The sequence below is a fragment of the Ottowia beijingensis genome, from assembly GCF_013423955.1.
In the GTDB taxonomy this organism is placed as follows: Bacteria; Pseudomonadota; Gammaproteobacteria; order Burkholderiales; family Burkholderiaceae_C; genus Ottowia; species Ottowia beijingensis.
Genome location: NZ_JACCKX010000001.1, coordinates 605,976 through 619,995 on the forward strand (window position 1 = coordinate 605,976; position 14,020 = coordinate 619,995).

8 protein-coding genes, 3 tRNA genes and 6 pseudogenes are annotated in these 14,020 nt (G+C 69.6%); 10 read left to right on the plus strand and 7 right to left on the minus strand.

What is annotated here, in order from left to right:
* The first annotated feature begins 28 nt into the window (after nucleotides 1–28).
* Complete coding sequence (locus H0I39_RS03070) at nucleotides 29–910, plus strand: DMT family transporter (protein ID WP_180549524.1); 882 nt, start codon at nucleotides 29–31, stop codon at nucleotides 908–910.
* Here the strand turns inward: H0I39_RS03070 and H0I39_RS03075 are convergent.
* From H0I39_RS03075 to hrcA, 4 genes and pseudogenes are all read right to left on the minus strand, one after another.
* Nucleotides 907–1,546, minus strand: a pseudogene (locus H0I39_RS03075) (riboflavin synthase). The gene H0I39_RS03070 and the pseudogene H0I39_RS03075 sit on opposite strands and share 4 nt — an antisense overlap.
* A 45-nt stretch (nucleotides 1,547–1,591) precedes the next feature.
* A tRNA-Arg gene (locus H0I39_RS03080) sits at nucleotides 1,592–1,668 on the minus strand.
* Nucleotides 1,669–1,698: 30 nt separating this feature from the next.
* Nucleotides 1,699–1,775: transfer RNA gene (locus tag H0I39_RS03085), tRNA-Ile, on the minus strand.
* Between the two features lie 33 nt (nucleotides 1,776–1,808).
* A pseudogene (gene hrcA, locus H0I39_RS03090) lies at nucleotides 1,809–2,809 on the minus strand (heat-inducible transcriptional repressor HrcA); the annotation flags it as partial.
* A gap of 26 nt (nucleotides 2,810–2,835) precedes the next feature.
* Here hrcA and H0I39_RS03095 point away from each other — a divergent pair.
* The 3 genes from H0I39_RS03095 to rapZ all read left to right on the plus strand — a co-directional run bounded on the left by H0I39_RS03095 (nucleotide 2,836) and on the right by rapZ (nucleotide 6,463).
* Nucleotides 2,836–3,732 carry an NAD kinase gene (locus tag H0I39_RS03095; protein WP_180549525.1) on the plus strand — a complete coding sequence of 299 codons (897 nt, stop codon included), beginning with the start codon at nucleotides 2,836–2,838 and terminating at the stop codon, nucleotides 3,730–3,732.
* Between the two features lie 158 nt (nucleotides 3,733–3,890).
* Nucleotides 3,891–5,597 (plus strand): DNA repair protein RecN, encoded by a 1,707-nt coding sequence (gene recN, locus H0I39_RS03100; protein ID WP_180549526.1) that lies wholly within the window; start codon nucleotides 3,891–3,893, stop codon nucleotides 5,595–5,597.
* Nucleotides 5,594–6,463 carry an RNase adapter RapZ gene (gene rapZ, locus H0I39_RS03105; RefSeq protein WP_180549527.1) on the plus strand — a complete coding sequence of 290 codons (870 nt, stop codon included), beginning with the start codon at nucleotides 5,594–5,596 and terminating at the stop codon, nucleotides 6,461–6,463. The genes recN and rapZ overlap by 4 nt, the downstream gene beginning before the upstream one ends.
* 256 nt (nucleotides 6,464–6,719) lie before the next feature.
* Here the strand turns inward: rapZ and mutY are convergent, their stop codons facing one another.
* From mutY to mutM, 3 genes and pseudogenes are all read right to left on the minus strand, one after another.
* The gene (gene mutY, locus H0I39_RS03110) at nucleotides 6,720–7,763 is read right to left on the minus strand and encodes an A/G-specific adenine glycosylase (protein ID WP_308645754.1); all 1,044 of its coding nucleotides are present in this window, start codon (nucleotides 7,761–7,763) and stop codon (nucleotides 6,720–6,722) included.
* Nucleotides 7,760–9,753 (minus strand): annotated as a pseudogene (locus H0I39_RS03115) (dynamin family protein). The gene mutY and the pseudogene H0I39_RS03115 overlap by 4 nt, the downstream one beginning before the upstream one ends.
* A 72-nt stretch (nucleotides 9,754–9,825) precedes the next feature.
* Nucleotides 9,826–10,640: pseudogene (gene mutM, locus H0I39_RS03120) on the minus strand (bifunctional DNA-formamidopyrimidine glycosylase/DNA-(apurinic or apyrimidinic site) lyase).
* A gap of 38 nt (nucleotides 10,641–10,678) precedes the next feature.
* Here mutM and H0I39_RS23080 point away from each other — a divergent pair.
* The 6 genes and pseudogenes from H0I39_RS23080 (at nucleotide 10,679) to H0I39_RS03140 (ending at nucleotide 13,944) form a co-directional block, all read left to right on the plus strand.
* On the plus strand, nucleotides 10,679–11,422 hold the full coding sequence (locus H0I39_RS23080; protein ID WP_307776762.1) for a hypothetical protein: 744 nt from the start codon (nucleotides 10,679–10,681) through the stop codon (nucleotides 11,420–11,422).
* Nucleotides 11,386–12,126: pseudogene (locus tag H0I39_RS23085) on the plus strand (tetratricopeptide repeat protein); the annotation flags it as partial. The gene H0I39_RS23080 and the pseudogene H0I39_RS23085, both read left to right, overlap by 37 nt.
* Before the next feature lie 101 nt (nucleotides 12,127–12,227).
* Nucleotides 12,228–12,434 (plus strand): tetratricopeptide repeat protein, encoded by a 207-nt coding sequence (locus H0I39_RS23090; RefSeq protein WP_307776763.1) that lies wholly within the window; start codon nucleotides 12,228–12,230, stop codon nucleotides 12,432–12,434.
* Between the two features lie 73 nt (nucleotides 12,435–12,507).
* Nucleotides 12,508–12,957 carry a lipoprotein insertase outer membrane protein LolB gene (locus H0I39_RS03130; protein ID WP_257645587.1) on the plus strand — a complete coding sequence of 150 codons (450 nt, stop codon included), beginning with the start codon at nucleotides 12,508–12,510 and terminating at the stop codon, nucleotides 12,955–12,957.
* Between the two features lie 13 nt (nucleotides 12,958–12,970).
* Nucleotides 12,971–13,830: pseudogene (gene ispE / locus H0I39_RS03135) on the plus strand (4-(cytidine 5'-diphospho)-2-C-methyl-D-erythritol kinase).
* 37 nt (nucleotides 13,831–13,867) lie between these two features.
* Nucleotides 13,868–13,944 (plus strand) — tRNA-Gln (locus H0I39_RS03140).
* The last annotated feature ends 76 nt before the right edge of the window (nucleotides 13,945–14,020 follow it).

A 14,020-nucleotide genomic window follows, 5' to 3' on the forward strand; every position in this document is an offset into this window, starting at 1 on the left:
GCCGCCCGCGGCCCCATACTTCGCGCCCATGTCTGCCGCCGTCGCCGTCGAATTCATCCTGCTGGCCGCCATCTGGGGCGCGTCGTTCCTGTTCATGCGGCTGGGCACGCTGGAGTTCGGCCCGCTGCCGACGGCCGGCGTGCGCGTGGCCATCGCGGCACTGGCGCTGCTGCCGGTGATGTTGGCGCGTGGCCTGTGGCCGCAGCTGCGCCAGCACTGGAAGCCGGTGCTGTTCTGCGGCGTCATCAATTCGGCCATTCCATTCGCGCTGTTCAGCTTCGCGCTGCTGTCGATCAGCACCGGCCTGTCGTCCATCCTGAACGCCACGGTGCCGCTGTTCGGCGCGCTGGTGGCCTGGGCCTGGCTGGGCGACCGGCCAGGCGCCTCGCGCACGCTGGGGCTGGTCATCGGCTTCATCGGCGTGGCGCTGCTCACCTGGGGCAAGGCCAGCTTCACGCCCAATGCATCGGGCTTCAGCCCGGCCTGGGGCGTGGCCGCGTGCCTGCTGGCCACCATCAGCTATGCCGTGTCGGCCAGCTACACGCGCCGCTACCTGACGGGCCTGAACCCACTGATGTCGGCCACCGGCAGCCAGATCGGCGCGGCGCTGGGGCTGGCGATTCCATCGCTGCTGCTGTGGCCGTCGCAGCCACCCAGCGCCACAGCCTGGGGCGCGCTGCTCGCGTTGGGCGTGCTGTGCACCGCGGTGGCCTACGTGCTGTACTTCCGCCTGATCGACCGGCTGGGCCCGGCGCGGGCCATCACGGTCACCTTCACCATTCCGGTGTTCGCGGTGTTCTATGGCGTGGCGCTGCTGGGCGAAACCGTGACGCCGTGGATGCTGTTCTGCGGCGCCATCGTGCTGTGCGGCACGGCACTGGCCACGGGCGTCGTCAAGCTGCGAATTTAGGAGCTGCCGGCGCCCGCCACGCCTGCGCTGGAGAGCATTCTCTCCACATAACGGGCGATCAGGTCGATCTCCAGATTGACCGCAGCGCCCACCGCCAGCGCATGCAGCGCGGTGTTCTGCACCGTGTGCGGAATCAGGTTGATGCTGAACTCGCAGCCCTCGGCCGTGTCGCTCACCCGGTTCACCGTCAGGCTCACGCCGTTGACCGTGATCGAGCCCTTGTACGCCAGGTATTTCGCCAGCTCGCGCGGCGCCAGCACGCGCAGCTCCCAGCTCGCCCACGGGGGCAAAGTGCGTGACCTGGCCGATGCCGTCCACATGGCCCGAGACTATGTGCCCACCCAGGCGGTCGTGCGCGCGCAGGGCTTTTTCGAGGTTGATGGGCCCGGGCTGGTCGAGCCCCGCCGTGCGCGCCAGCGATTCGGCCGAGATGTCGATGGCGAAGCGCCCGGTCGCGGCGTCGATCTGCGTGGCCGTCATGCAGGCGCCGTTGAGCGCGATACTGTCGCCCAGGCCCACGTCATCCAGATAGCCGGCGGGCGTCTCGATCAGCAACTGCTTGCCATGCGCGCCGCTGTCGCCCAATGCCCGCACTTCAACGATGCGGCCAACCGCGGTGATGATGCCCGTGAACATGAAAAACCCCGCAAATCAAGGACTTGCGGGGTTTCTCAAAGAAAGTGGCGCGGCTGGCAGGATTCGAACCCACGACCCCTTGGTTCGTAGCCAAGTACTCTATCCAACTGAGCTACAGCCGCGCGAAGCCCGCAATTCTAACACAAGAAATTTGGTAGGCCGTGCAGGACTTGAACCTGCGACCAAGGGATTATGAGTCCCCTGCTCTGACCAACTGAGCTAACGGCCCGCCAAGCGCGTGATTCCAGGCGTTGCCACCCGGCTTGCCCTGGCTGAGCGCGTTGCTGACCAGCCGCGACGTGATGTCGACGATCTGGATCATGCGGTCGTAAGGCATGCGCGTGGGGCCGATCACGCCGAGCGTGCCGACCACCTGGCCATCCACCTCGTACGGCGCGCTGACGACCGACAGGTCTTCCACCGGCACGGTCTGGCTTTCGCCGCCGATGAAAATGCGCACGCCCTCGGCCTCGCTCGATACGTCGAGCAGCCGCATCAGTTGCGCCTTCTGCTCGAACAGGTCGAACGCGCGGCGCAGCTGGTTCATGTCGCTGGAGAAATCGGTCACCGCCAACAGATTGCGCTCGCCCGAGATCACCACCTCGTCCTGCGCCTGGCTCATGACCTCGGAGCCGACCTGCACCGCCGCCTGCATCAGCTTGGCGATCTCGCCGCGCAGGCGGTCCACCTCGTGGTGCAGGCGCGCGCGCACCTGCTCGATGGCCATGCCGGAGAAGTTGGCGTTGAGGTAGTTCGACGCCTCCTGCAGTTCCGACGCCGTGTAGTCGGTGTCGGTGAACAGCACGCGGTTCTGCACGTCGCCGTCGGGCGCCACGATGATCAGCAGCAGGCGCCGCTCGGACAGGCGCAGGAACTCGATGTGCTTGAACACCGACGAGCGGCGCGGCGCCATCACCACGCCGACGAAGTGCGACAGGTTGGACAGCAGCTGCGCCGCGTTGGCGATCACCTTTGCGGCTGGTCGGGCGTCAGTGCCGGCGCGTCCATCTCGCCCTGCTGCGCCGTCAGCATGGTGTCGACGAACAGGCGGTAACCGCGCGCCGTGGGCACGCGCCCGGCCGAGGTGTGCGGGCTGGCGATCAGGCCGATCTCCTCCAGGTCCGACATCACGTTGCGGATGGTGGCGGGCGACAGATCGAGCCCCGAGGCGCGCGACAGCGTGCGCGAACCGACGGGCTGGCCGTCGGCGATGTAGCGCTCGATCAGGGTCTTGAGCAGCAGGCGTGCACGGTCGTCGAGCATTCAAATCATTATGATGTAATTTGTTCATGAGCCTTCAGTTTCACCGTGTCGCACTGGTCGGGAAGTACCAGGATTCGGCCTCTTCCGCCGTGCCGGACTCGACCCGAGAAATCATTGCCGAGATCGCCGGCTTTCTGACGGCCCAGGGTTGCCAGGTGGTGCTGGCCGAGCGCACCGCGCACAGCACCGGGCTCGACCAGTACCCCGCCCTCGACGTGGCCACCATCGGCAACGAATGCGACCTGGCGGTGGTGGTGGGTGGCGACGGCACCATGCTCGGCATCGGCCGGCAGCTGGCGCGTTACGGCACGCCCCTGATCGGCATCAACCAGGGGCGGCTGGGCTTCATCACCGACATTCCGCTGGAGGGCTACCACGAAACGCTGTCGGCCATGCTGGGCGGCGCGTTCGAGGAAGACCACCGCAGCCTGATGCATGGCAAGGTGATGCGCGAGGGCGAGTGCGTGTTCGAGGCCTTCGCCATGAACGACGTGGTAGTGAACCGCGGCGCCGTGGCCAGCATGGTGGAACTGCGCGTCGAGGTCAACGGCCACTTCGTGGCCAACCACCGGGCCGACGGCATCATCGTGGCCACGCCCACCGGCTCCACGGCCTATGCGCTGTCGGCCGGCGGGCCGCTGCTGCACCCGCTGGTGCCGGCCTGGGCGCTGGTGCCGATCGCGCCGCACACCTTGTCGAACCGGCCGATCGTGGTGGCGGATCCGGTGGAGATCGCCATCGAGATCGTCTCCGGCAAGGACGCCAGCGCCAGCTTCGACATGCAGTCGCTGGCCTCGCTGCACCATGGCGACCGCATCGTGGTGCGGCGCTCCGAGTTCCGCGTGCGCTTTCTGCACCCCACGGGCTGGAGCTACTTCGACACGCTGCGCAAGAAATTGCACTGGAACGAGGGCGGGGTATGACGTCCCCTGAGTCGCCTGCGGCGCCTTCCCTCAGGGGACGACGCCAGTGGCCGGGCCAAGCCCGCTCCACGGCGCCCCCGCGTGGCCTGCTCCGCGGCCGCTGGATTCGGGGTGCCTGATGCACACCGGGCGACGCGACGACGCGGGAGATCATTGACATGGGTTTGCGCCACCTGACCCTGCGCGACTTCGTCATCGTCCCGGCGCTCGATCTGGCGCTGGGTCGCGGCTTCACGGCCCTGACCGGCGAGACGGGCGCCGGCAAGTCGATCCTGATCGACGCGCTGCAGCTGGTGCTGGGCGGGCGCGGCGATGCGCTGTGGGTGCGCGAAGGCCAGCCGCGCTGCGAGATCGGCGCCGAGTTCGACCTGCCCGAGACGGCACGCCCCTGGCTGGCTGAGCATGGCTTCGACACCGAATCCGGCGCCCTGCTGCTGCGCCGCACCATCGACAGTGCCGGCCGCAGCCGCGCCTGGATCAACGGCTCCAGCGCCACGCTGGCGCAGTTGCGCGAGTTGGGCGAGTGGCTGGTCGACATTCACGGCCAGCACGCCTGGCAAAGCCTGACGCGCCCCGCCGCCGTGCGCGAGCTGCTGGATGCCTATGCCGGCACCGATGCGCGCCCGATGACCGCCGCCTGGCAAGCCTGGCGCCAGGCCGACGCCACGCTGCAAGCCGCCCGCGCAGCCCAGAACAGCCTGGCGCAGGAGCGCGAGCGCCTGCTGTGGCAGATCGGCGAACTCGACAAGCTGGCCCCGGCCAATGGCGAGTGGGACGAGCTGAACCAGCGCCACGCCCGCCTGTCGCATGCGCAGGCGCTGATCGACGCCGCGCAGACGGCCAGCGCCGCGCTGGAAGGCGACGATGGCGAAGGCGGCGCCCTGCCCGCGCTGGCGCAGGCACAGAACGCGCTGGACGAGCAGCGCGGCATCGAACCCGAATTCGCCGCCCTGGTCGAGGTGCTGGAAGCCTGCGTGGCCCAGGCGCGCGATGCCGCCCACAGCCTGCACGGCTATCTGCGGCGCGCCGACCCCGACCCCGAGCAACTGGCCAAGCTGGACGAGCGCATGGGCCAATGGGTAGGCCTGGCGCGGCGCTTTCGCCGCCCGCCGGAAGAGCTGCACGCGGTGCTGGCGCAATGGCGCGCCGAGCTGGCGCAGCTGGAAGCGGCGGGCGACCTGGCACAGCTGGAGGCCGACGCTCAGGCCGCGCGTCAGGCGTATCTGCAGGCCGCGCAAGCCGTGTCGAAGCAGCGCCAGCAGGCCGCGCCGCGCCTGTCGCAGGCGGTGACCGCCGCGATGCAGGAGTTGGGCATGCAGGGCGGCCACTTCGAAGCGGCGATTGAGCGCCTGTCCGAGCCGGCGCAGCACGGCCTGGAGAACGTGCAGTTTTTGGTGGCAGCGCACACCGGATCAGCGCCACGCGCTATTGAACGTGTAGCATCCGGCGGTGAACTGTCACGCTTGGCGCTGGCCATCGCGGTGACCACCAGCGAACTGGGCAGCGTCGGAACGCTGGTGTTCGACGAGGTCGATTCGGGCGTGGGCGGCGCCGTGGCCGCCACCGTAGGCCAGCTGCTGCAGCGCTTGGGGCGCGACCGGCAGGTGCTGTGCGTCACCCATCTGCCGCAGGTGGCGGCGTGTGCCGACGAGCACCTGCTGGTCAGCAAGCAGGCTGGCGAAGGGGCCGCGCCCACCAGCACGGTGGCGCCCATCCAGGGCGAGCCGCGCACGCGCGAGATCGCCCGCATGCTGGGCGGCGAGCGCATTTCCGACACCACGCTGGCGCATGCGCAGGAGATGCTGAACGCGCCCGCGGCGGCGCCCGCAACGCCGCCGCGCGGCACGCGGAAGGCGCGCGCATGAGCATCGAACTGGTGGTCATCAGCGGCATGTCCGGATCGGGCAAGTCGGTGGCGCTGCGCGCGCTGGAGGACGTGGGCTACTACTGCGTCGACAACCTGCCGCCCGAACTGCTGGAGCCCTTCATCGCGCTGCAGCAGCGCCTGGGCACGCGCCGGGTGGGCATTGCCATGGACGTGCGCAGCGGCGATTCGCTGCCGCAGCTGCCGCTGTTGCTGCATGGCCTGAGCGACAGGGGCATCGCGCTGCGCCAGATCTTTCTGGACGCCGACGACGAAACCCTGGTGCGGCGCTTTTCCGAAACGCGGCGGCGCCACCCACTGTCGATGCCCGACGACCTGCAGGGCCGGCAGGCGCTGCCGCAGGCGATCGAGAAAGAGCGCCGCCTGCTGGCCGACCTGCGCGAGCGCTCGCACGTCATCGACACCAGCCACCGGCGGCCGTCGCAGCTGCTGGCGGTGGTCAAGCAGCTCATCGCCGCGCCCACGGCGCACCTGACGCTGGTGTTCGAATCCTTCGCCTTCAAGCGCGGCATTGCGCTGGATGCGGATTACGTGTTCGACGTGCGCATGCTGCCCAACCCGCACTACGACACCGAGCTGCGCCCCATGACCGGGCGCGACCAGCCGGTCGCCGACTTCCTGGCGCAGCAGCCCGAGGTGCAGCTGATGCGCCAGCAGATCGCCGACTTCCTGCGCACCTGGCTGCCGGCGCTGGCGCGCGACCACCGCAGCTACGTCACGGTGGCCATCGGCTGCACGGGCGGGCAGCACCGCTCGGTGTACCTGGTGGAGCAGCTGGTGCAACAGTTCAGCGCCGAGTGGCTGACGCTGGCACGCCACCGCGAGCTGGACGGCATTCAAAAATAATAGCTGCTTGCGATTGATTTGAAACGATTTCAGGCTTTTTATATCTGAAATCGTTTACTGACAGGCGCAAGCAGCTATCTTTATTGATCAACCACAACGCTCGGACAGCGTTGCATGCGCGGGTTGCCCGCGATCAAGCCTTGGTGGCGACGAGTCGCCTCATCGCGGGCAAGCCCGCTCCCACACAGCGGATGCAGGCCGCGCGTCATTCGAGACTTCTTGATCATCACGCTTTATCGACAGCCTACCTGGCCGCTCAAGCCTGCGCCTGCAGAAACCTGCGGATCGGCGCCGGCAGGCCCAGCGCTGGCCATTCATGGGGCGTGAACCAGCGGCCGTCGTCGCCCAGCGCGGTGCCCGGCAACCGGGCGCTGACGATGTGGATGTCCAGGTCGCGGTGCGTCAGCACATGCCGGAACGGCGCGTGCTCGATCGCCTCCGCGCGCGCGGCCGGCGGCAGGCTGTCCGTCAAGGCCTCGCGCCCTTCGTGCAGCGGCAGGCAGAACAGGCGCGCCCAGATGCCCTTGTCGGGCCGCTGCTGCAGCCACACCCGGCCTTGCTCGTCCTGCGCGTGCAGCAGCCACAGCGTGATCTGCCCGCGCGCCACGCGCCGCGTCTTGACCGGGTAGCGCGCGGGTGCGCCCTGGCCCGCCGCCACGCAGTCACCGACCAGCGGGCACACCGTGCAGGCCGGTCGCCGCAGCGTGCAGATGCCGGCGCCCAGGTCCATCAGTCCCTGCGTGTAGGCGGGCATGCTGCGGGCCAGGTCGTGCTCGGGCAGCAGGCTTTCGGCCCGCGCCCACAGCGCGCGCTCGTGGCGGGCTTCGCTCAGGTCGTCGTCGATGCCGAAGGCGCGCGTCAGCACGCGCTTGACGTTGCCGTCCAGGATGGCGGCGCGCTCGCCGAAGCAGAACGCCGCGATGGCCGCCGCCGTCGAGCGGCCGATGCCCGGCAGCGTGGCCAGCTCGGCCGCCGTGCGCGGAAACGCGCCGCCGAAGCGCGCCATCACCTCGCACGCGCAGCGGTGCAGGTTGCGCGCACGCGAGTAGTAGCCCAGCCCGCTCCACAGCCCCAGCACTTCATCCTCGGGCGCGGCGGCCAGGCGGGCGACGTCGGGAAAGCGCTCGAGAAAGCGCGCGTAGTAGCCCAGCACCGTCGTCACCTGCGTCTGCTGCAGCATGATTTCCGACAGCCACACGCGGTACGGATCGCGCGTGCCCTGCCACGGCAGGCCGTGGCGGCCGTGCTGGCGCTGCCAGTCGATGATGCGGGCGGAAAACGCCGCGCCGCGGCGCGTCACGCCGGCACGGCCTCGGCGTGCTCGGACGGTGTGGCCTGGTCGGCGCTGGCGGTCTGCAGCTCGCGGCTGAGGGTGGCGAGCCGCCGCTCAATGGCGTCGAGGGCGGACTCCTGCTCCTCGATCTCGCCGATGCGCAGATCGAGCCCACCCGCGGCGTCCTGGATGCGCTGGATCGCCTCGATGCGGCGGCCGTAGGCGCGGCGGCGCTCACGCAGTTGTGCATCGAGCTGGCTCGAGGTGGACTTGTTCCACAGCTCGATCTCGCCCAGCGCCGTCTCGAAGATCGAGCGCACGCGCGCCAGCAGCGCGCGCACCAGCTTCTCGGCGAACTCGGGCCGCGCCAGCTGCACCATGTTGCCCACGCCCAGGTACTGCAGGTGGCTGCGCTCGACGGCATCCAGGTCCTTCTCGAAGCGGTCCATGGTGGGCGGCACCACCGCCTGCAGCGAAAAGCCGTACTCGGTGTTGAGCTGACGGAACGAGGTCGTCAGCATGGCGTGGATCTCGGTCTCCAGCGTCTGCACCTGCTGCATCACGCCGCGCAGGTTGTCGAAGCCCTTGGCGTACGACTTCTTGATGCCCAGCTTCAGGCCCGGCTCGCGCAGCGCCGTGCTCAGCACCGCCAGCTCGCGCTTGATGGACGAGCTGCCCAGCAGCTTGAACACGTCGCGCAGCAGCTTCAGGTGCACCGAGCGCACGGCCAGCACGCTGGCGGCGCTGCGGTCGAAGTCGGCCTTCTCCTGCTCGACGCGCAGGCGCATCTGGCGGATCACGGTGTGGTTCTTGCCGCGCAGGCCCTTCAGCTCCAGCATCTGCTCGGACAGCTCGCGCCGGCGGATGCCCAGCGTGCGCGTGGCATCCGTCTGCACGCGGCCGACGCTGGAGCGGATCGCGCCTTCCAGCACCGCCTGCCGCGCGCCCAGCACCTGCTGGCCCAGCATCTGCTCGAAATTCGGCAGGCGGCTTTCGGCCAGCAGCGCGGCATCGCCGCGCACCTTGGCCAGCAGCCCCTTCTGCGCCGACAGCGCCAGCACCTGCTGCGCGTCCAGCGCCAGCGTCTGTGCCGTGTCGGCGCGCTGGCGGCCGATCTGCGCCTCGATCTGCGCCGCGCTGCTCAGCTCGTCCCACAGCGTGTCGATCTTGTTCAGCACCACGAAGCGCGTGCCGGCGCTGTCTTCCATGGTCGCCAGGTGTTCGCGCCAGATCGTCAGGTCGGACTTGGTCACCCCGGTGTCGGCCGCCAGGATGAACACCACGGCCTGCGCCTGAGGGATCAGGTTGACGGTCAGCTCCGGCTCGGCGCCGATGGCGTTCAGGCCGGGCGTGTCGAGCACCACCAGGCCCTGCTTGAGCAGCGGGTGCGCCATGTTGATGAGTGCGTGGCGCCAGCGCGGGACCTCGACGGCGCCGGAGGCGTTGACGGGCGGGTTGTCCTCGGGCCGGTCGTCGTGCCAGAAGCCGAGCGCGCGCGCCTCGTCCTTGGTCACGTGCAGCACTTCGGACACCTTTTCCATGGCGCCGGCCAGCTGCTCGGGGTCGTTCACGTCGAGGTCGACCCGCGTCCACTTCTCGGGCACCATGCGCCATTCGAGCAGGGCCTGCGGCTGCAGGCGGGTCTCGATGGGCAGCAGGCGCAGGCAGGGCGGCAGGTCGGCCTCGTAGCCCAGTTCGGTCGGGCACATGGTGGTGCGCCCGGCGCTGGCCGGCATGATGCGGCGGCCGTAGCCGGCAAAGAACACGGCGTTGATCAGCTCGGACTTGCCGCGCGAGAACTCGGCCACGAAGGCCACCATGACCTTGTCGGAGCGCAATTGCTCGATCAGGCGCTGCAGCTCTCGTCGGCGCCGTCGTCCAGCAGTTGCTGTTCGCGCAGCCAGTCGCCCAGCACCTTCAGGCGCAGGCCCATCTCGCGGCGCCACGCGCCGTGCTTGTCGAACTGCTCGTTGAAACCTGCCACCGCCACTGAAGCCACTCCCGGAGTTCGGGCCATATTACACCGCGCCCCGCGCCGGAACCCGCGCCTTCGGGCCTGCACAAGCGCAAGGCGTGACCTAAGTCGCCGTCAGGCGCGCTGGCACACCGGGCAGAAGAATGTCGAGCGCTGGCCCTGCCGGATTTGCCGCAGCGGTGTGGCGCACTTCAGACAGGGCTGGCCGGCCCGGCCGTAGACCGCCGCTTCCAGCTGGAAGTGCCCGTCCTCGCCCGTGGCGCTGGAAAAGTCGCGCAGCGTGCTGCCGCCGCGCTCCACGGCGCGCGCCAGCACCTCGCGCACCGCCGCGTGCAGGCGGTCGGCCCGCGCGCGCGACAGCCGGTCGGCCCGCGTGGTGGGCCGGATGCCGGCCATGAACAGCGCCTCGGACGCGTAGATGTTGCCCACGCCCACCACCACGTCGCCCGCCAGCAGCACCTGCTTGATGGGCGCCCGGCGCGCGCGCAGGCCGGCGTGGAAGGCGGCCGCATCGAACTGCTCGCCCAGCGGCTCCATGCCCAGCCTGGCCAGCAGCTTGCGCGCCGGGTCGGCGCTCACCCCGGCCGACCACACCACGGCGCCGAAGCGGCGCGGGTCGTGCAGCCGCAGCGTGCCTTGCGTGGTGACGAGGTCGAAATGGTCGTGCCGCCCGGCCTCGGGGGCTCGCTGCGAAAGCTCAGGCTGCCGGACATGCCCAGGTGCACCAGCAGCACGCCATCGTCCAGTTGCAGCACCAGGTACTTGCCGCGCCGGCCCACGTCCTGCACGTACTGCCCCACCAGGGCCTCGGGCGCCAGCCCCAGCGGCCAGCGCAGCGGCAGGCCGGCGCGCGCGGCCAGGATGCGCGCGCCGCGAATCCGGTCGGCAAAGCTGCGCCGCGTGACTTCGACTTCAGGCAGTTCCGGCATGTCCAGAAGGATCAACAGGCATGGATTATTATGGGTTGATGCAGCATTTTCACCGCGTCGCCTGCGGGCTGGCGCTGGCTCTGGCGGCCACGGCCACGCTGGCGCAAACCCCGGCCGCGCCGCAGGCTGCAGCCTCCAGCGCACCCGCCGACGCCGACGCCCCGCCCGCCCAGTCGCGCCTCACCGCGCGCCTGATGTACGAGTTGCTGATCAGCGAAATGCTGTTCCGCCAGGGCGACGCGCAGAACAGCACCGGCACCATGCTGAGCGCAGCGCGCCGCACGGGCGACGAATCGCTGTTCAAGCGGGCCACCGAGATGGCGATCCAGTCGCGCTCCGGCCCCGGTGCGCTGGACACCGCGCGTGCCTGGCGCCAGGCACACCCCAGCTCCATCGAAGCCAGCCGCTACGAACTGCAGGTACTGATCGTGCTGGGCCGCATCGCCGAAACCGAGGCACCCCTGCGCGCCGTGCTGGCGTCGCTGCCGGCGGAAGAAAAATCGCCTTCATCACCGCGCTGCCGGCGCTGTACCAGCGCGCGCCCGACAAGGCGGAAGCCGCGCAGACGGTGCAGCGCGCACTGTCCGAGGCGGTCAAGATTTCGGCCCTGGCGCCCGCGGCGTGGACCACCATCGGCCGCATGCGCCTGCAGAACAACGACCACGCCGGCGCCCTGGCCGCGGCCACCCTGGGGCAGGATGCCAACGCGCAGTCGGAATGGCCGGCGCTGCTGGCGCTGCAGCTCATGTCGGGCGCGGGCGAGGCCAAGGCCGAGGCGCTGATCCAGCGCCACCTGTCGCACCCCGACGCGCGGCCCGAAGTGCACATCGGCTACGCCCGCGCGCTGGTCGAACAGGGCCGCCACGCCGACGCCCATGCGCAGCTCAACACCCTGCTGCACCGCTCGCCCGACAACGCCGAAGCCTGGCTGGTGCGCGGCGCGCTGTACGCCGACGAGCGCAAGGACACCGAGGCCGAGGCCGACCTGCAGCACTACCTGAACCTGGCCAGGCAGCCCGACCAGACCGCCGGCGCCGACCACGCCCGCCTGATGCTGGCGCGCATCGCCGAGCGCCGTGGCGACTACGCCGCGGCCGAGCGCTGGCTGGCCAGCGTGGATTCGCCCGACCAGCTGCTGGCGGTGCAGACCCGCCGCGCGCAGATCCTGGCGCGCCAGGGCCGTCTGGACGAGGCGCGCCAGGCCATCCGCAACGTGCCCGAGCGCAAGCCCGAGGACGCCCGCCAGAAGCTGCTGACCGAAGCCCAGTTGCTGCGCGACCACCAGCAACCCGAGCAGGCCTACCAACTGCTGACTGAAGAGCTGAAGAAGGACCCCGACGACGAAGGCCTGCTGTACGACGCGGCCATGGCGGCCGAGCGGCTCGACCGCATGAACGAGATGGAGCGGCTGATGCGCCGCCTGATCGAACTGAACCCCGACGCCGCGCACGCCTACAACGCACTGGGTTACTCGCTGGCCGATCGCAACCTGCGCCTGCCCGAAGCCAGGCAGTTGATCGAGAAGGCCGTGCAGTTGTCCCCGACGACAGCTTCATCCAGGACAGCCTGGGCTGGGTGCATTTCCGCATGGGCAACGTGCGCGAAGCGCGCAAGATTCTGGAAGCTGCCTACAAGAAGCGCCCCGACCCCGAAATCGCCGCCCACCTGGGTGAAGTGCTGTGGGTGCAGGGCCACCACGACGAGGCGCGCCGCATCTGGCGCGACGGCTTGCGCCAGGACATGGACAACGAGACGCTGCAGAAGACGCTGAAGCGATTCGGGGTGACGCCTTGACGATGACCGGCGGCTGGCGCGGTGGCGCCATCGCGCGGCGCGCAGCCTTCGGCTGGCTGTTGATCGCTTCTTTTTGATAGCTGGCTGCGCAACTGACAAGCCGCCTCATGCCGCATTTGATACTGAAAGCAACCAGTGGAGCGGCCGCCTGGGCCTGACCGTGGCCGCGGAGCCGCCGCAGTCCTTCTCTGCCGGCTTCAGCCTGAGCGGCAGCCCCGACGCCGGCGAACTGACCCTGACTTCACCCCTGGGCAGCACCCTGGCCGTCATGCAGTGGCACCCTGGAGAGGCTTGGCTGCGCCAGGGCGAGCAGGCGCGGCGCTATGAATCGCTGGAGACTCTGGCGGCCGAGGTGATCGGCACCCCGCTGCCCGTGCGCGCCCTGTTCGGGTGGCTGCGCGGCCAGCCGCAGTCGGTGCCGGGCTGGCAGGCCGACCTGAGCCGCCTGCCCGAAGGCCGCCTGTCGGCCAAGCGTCTGATGCCCTTGCCGACCGCCGATCTGCGGGTCGTGCTCGATCGCTGAGACTGGCCACACGATGCGCTCGTTGTACGACGTGCCCGCGCCGGCCAAGCTGAACCTGTTCCTGCACATCACCGGGCGACGGGCCGACGGCTACCACCTGCTGCAATCGGCCTTCATGCTGATCGACTGGTGCGACACACTGCATTTCGAGCGGCGCGCCGGTGGCGCCATCACGCGCCAGGACCTGGGCCTGCCGCTGCCGCCCGAGGATCTGGTGCTTCGCGCCGCACGCGCGCTGCAACAGGCCACCGGATGTGCCGAAGGCGCGCACATCGGCATCCTCAAGCGCGTGCCGTCACAGGCCGGGATGGGCGGCGGCTCGTCGGATGCCGCCAGCACGCTGCTGGCGCTCAACCGGCTCTGGGGCCTGCAGCTAACCCGTGCGCAACTGGCGCAGATCGGCCTGTCGCTGGGGGCCGACGTGCCCTTCTTCATCCATGGCGGCCATGGCTGGGTCGAAGGCATCGGCGAGCAGATTCGGCCGCTGGCGCTGCCGCCGGCGCGGTTTCTTGTCGCAAAACCGCCGCAGGGACTGGAAACCGGCGCCATTTTTGGCGCACCCGATCTGAAACGTGATTCAGAGCCTGCTATAATTTCAGGCTTTGCTGCAGACCCGTACGGCTTTGGCCGCAACGACCTGCAGCCGGTTGCCCAGCGGCTTTGCCCGCAGGTGTCCGAGGGGATCGAGTGGCTTTCGCGGCTCGGCCTTCAGGGCAGGATGACCGGCTCGGGCAGCGCGGTTTTTGCAAGGTGCCGCAGGCGCAGGAGGCTGATCTGGCCGCCACGCCCCAGGCCCCGGCAGACTGGCAAGTGCGTCTGTGCAGCAATCTGGAGGTTCATCCGCTCAGCGGCTGGGCCCCAGGCGACAGTTGAAGGTGGCTGGCCCGCAGTTGGGGCCGGCAACCGGTGTAGGGGAGTCGCCAAGTTGGTCAAGGCACCGGATTTTGATTCCGGCATGCGAGGGTTCGAGTCCTTCCTCCCCTGCCAGACCCTGACGCCGTGCGCAACGCGCCCGGCTTGAACTTTCGCCGGGCACCGCGTGCCCGGTTCGAAGCCGCACCGT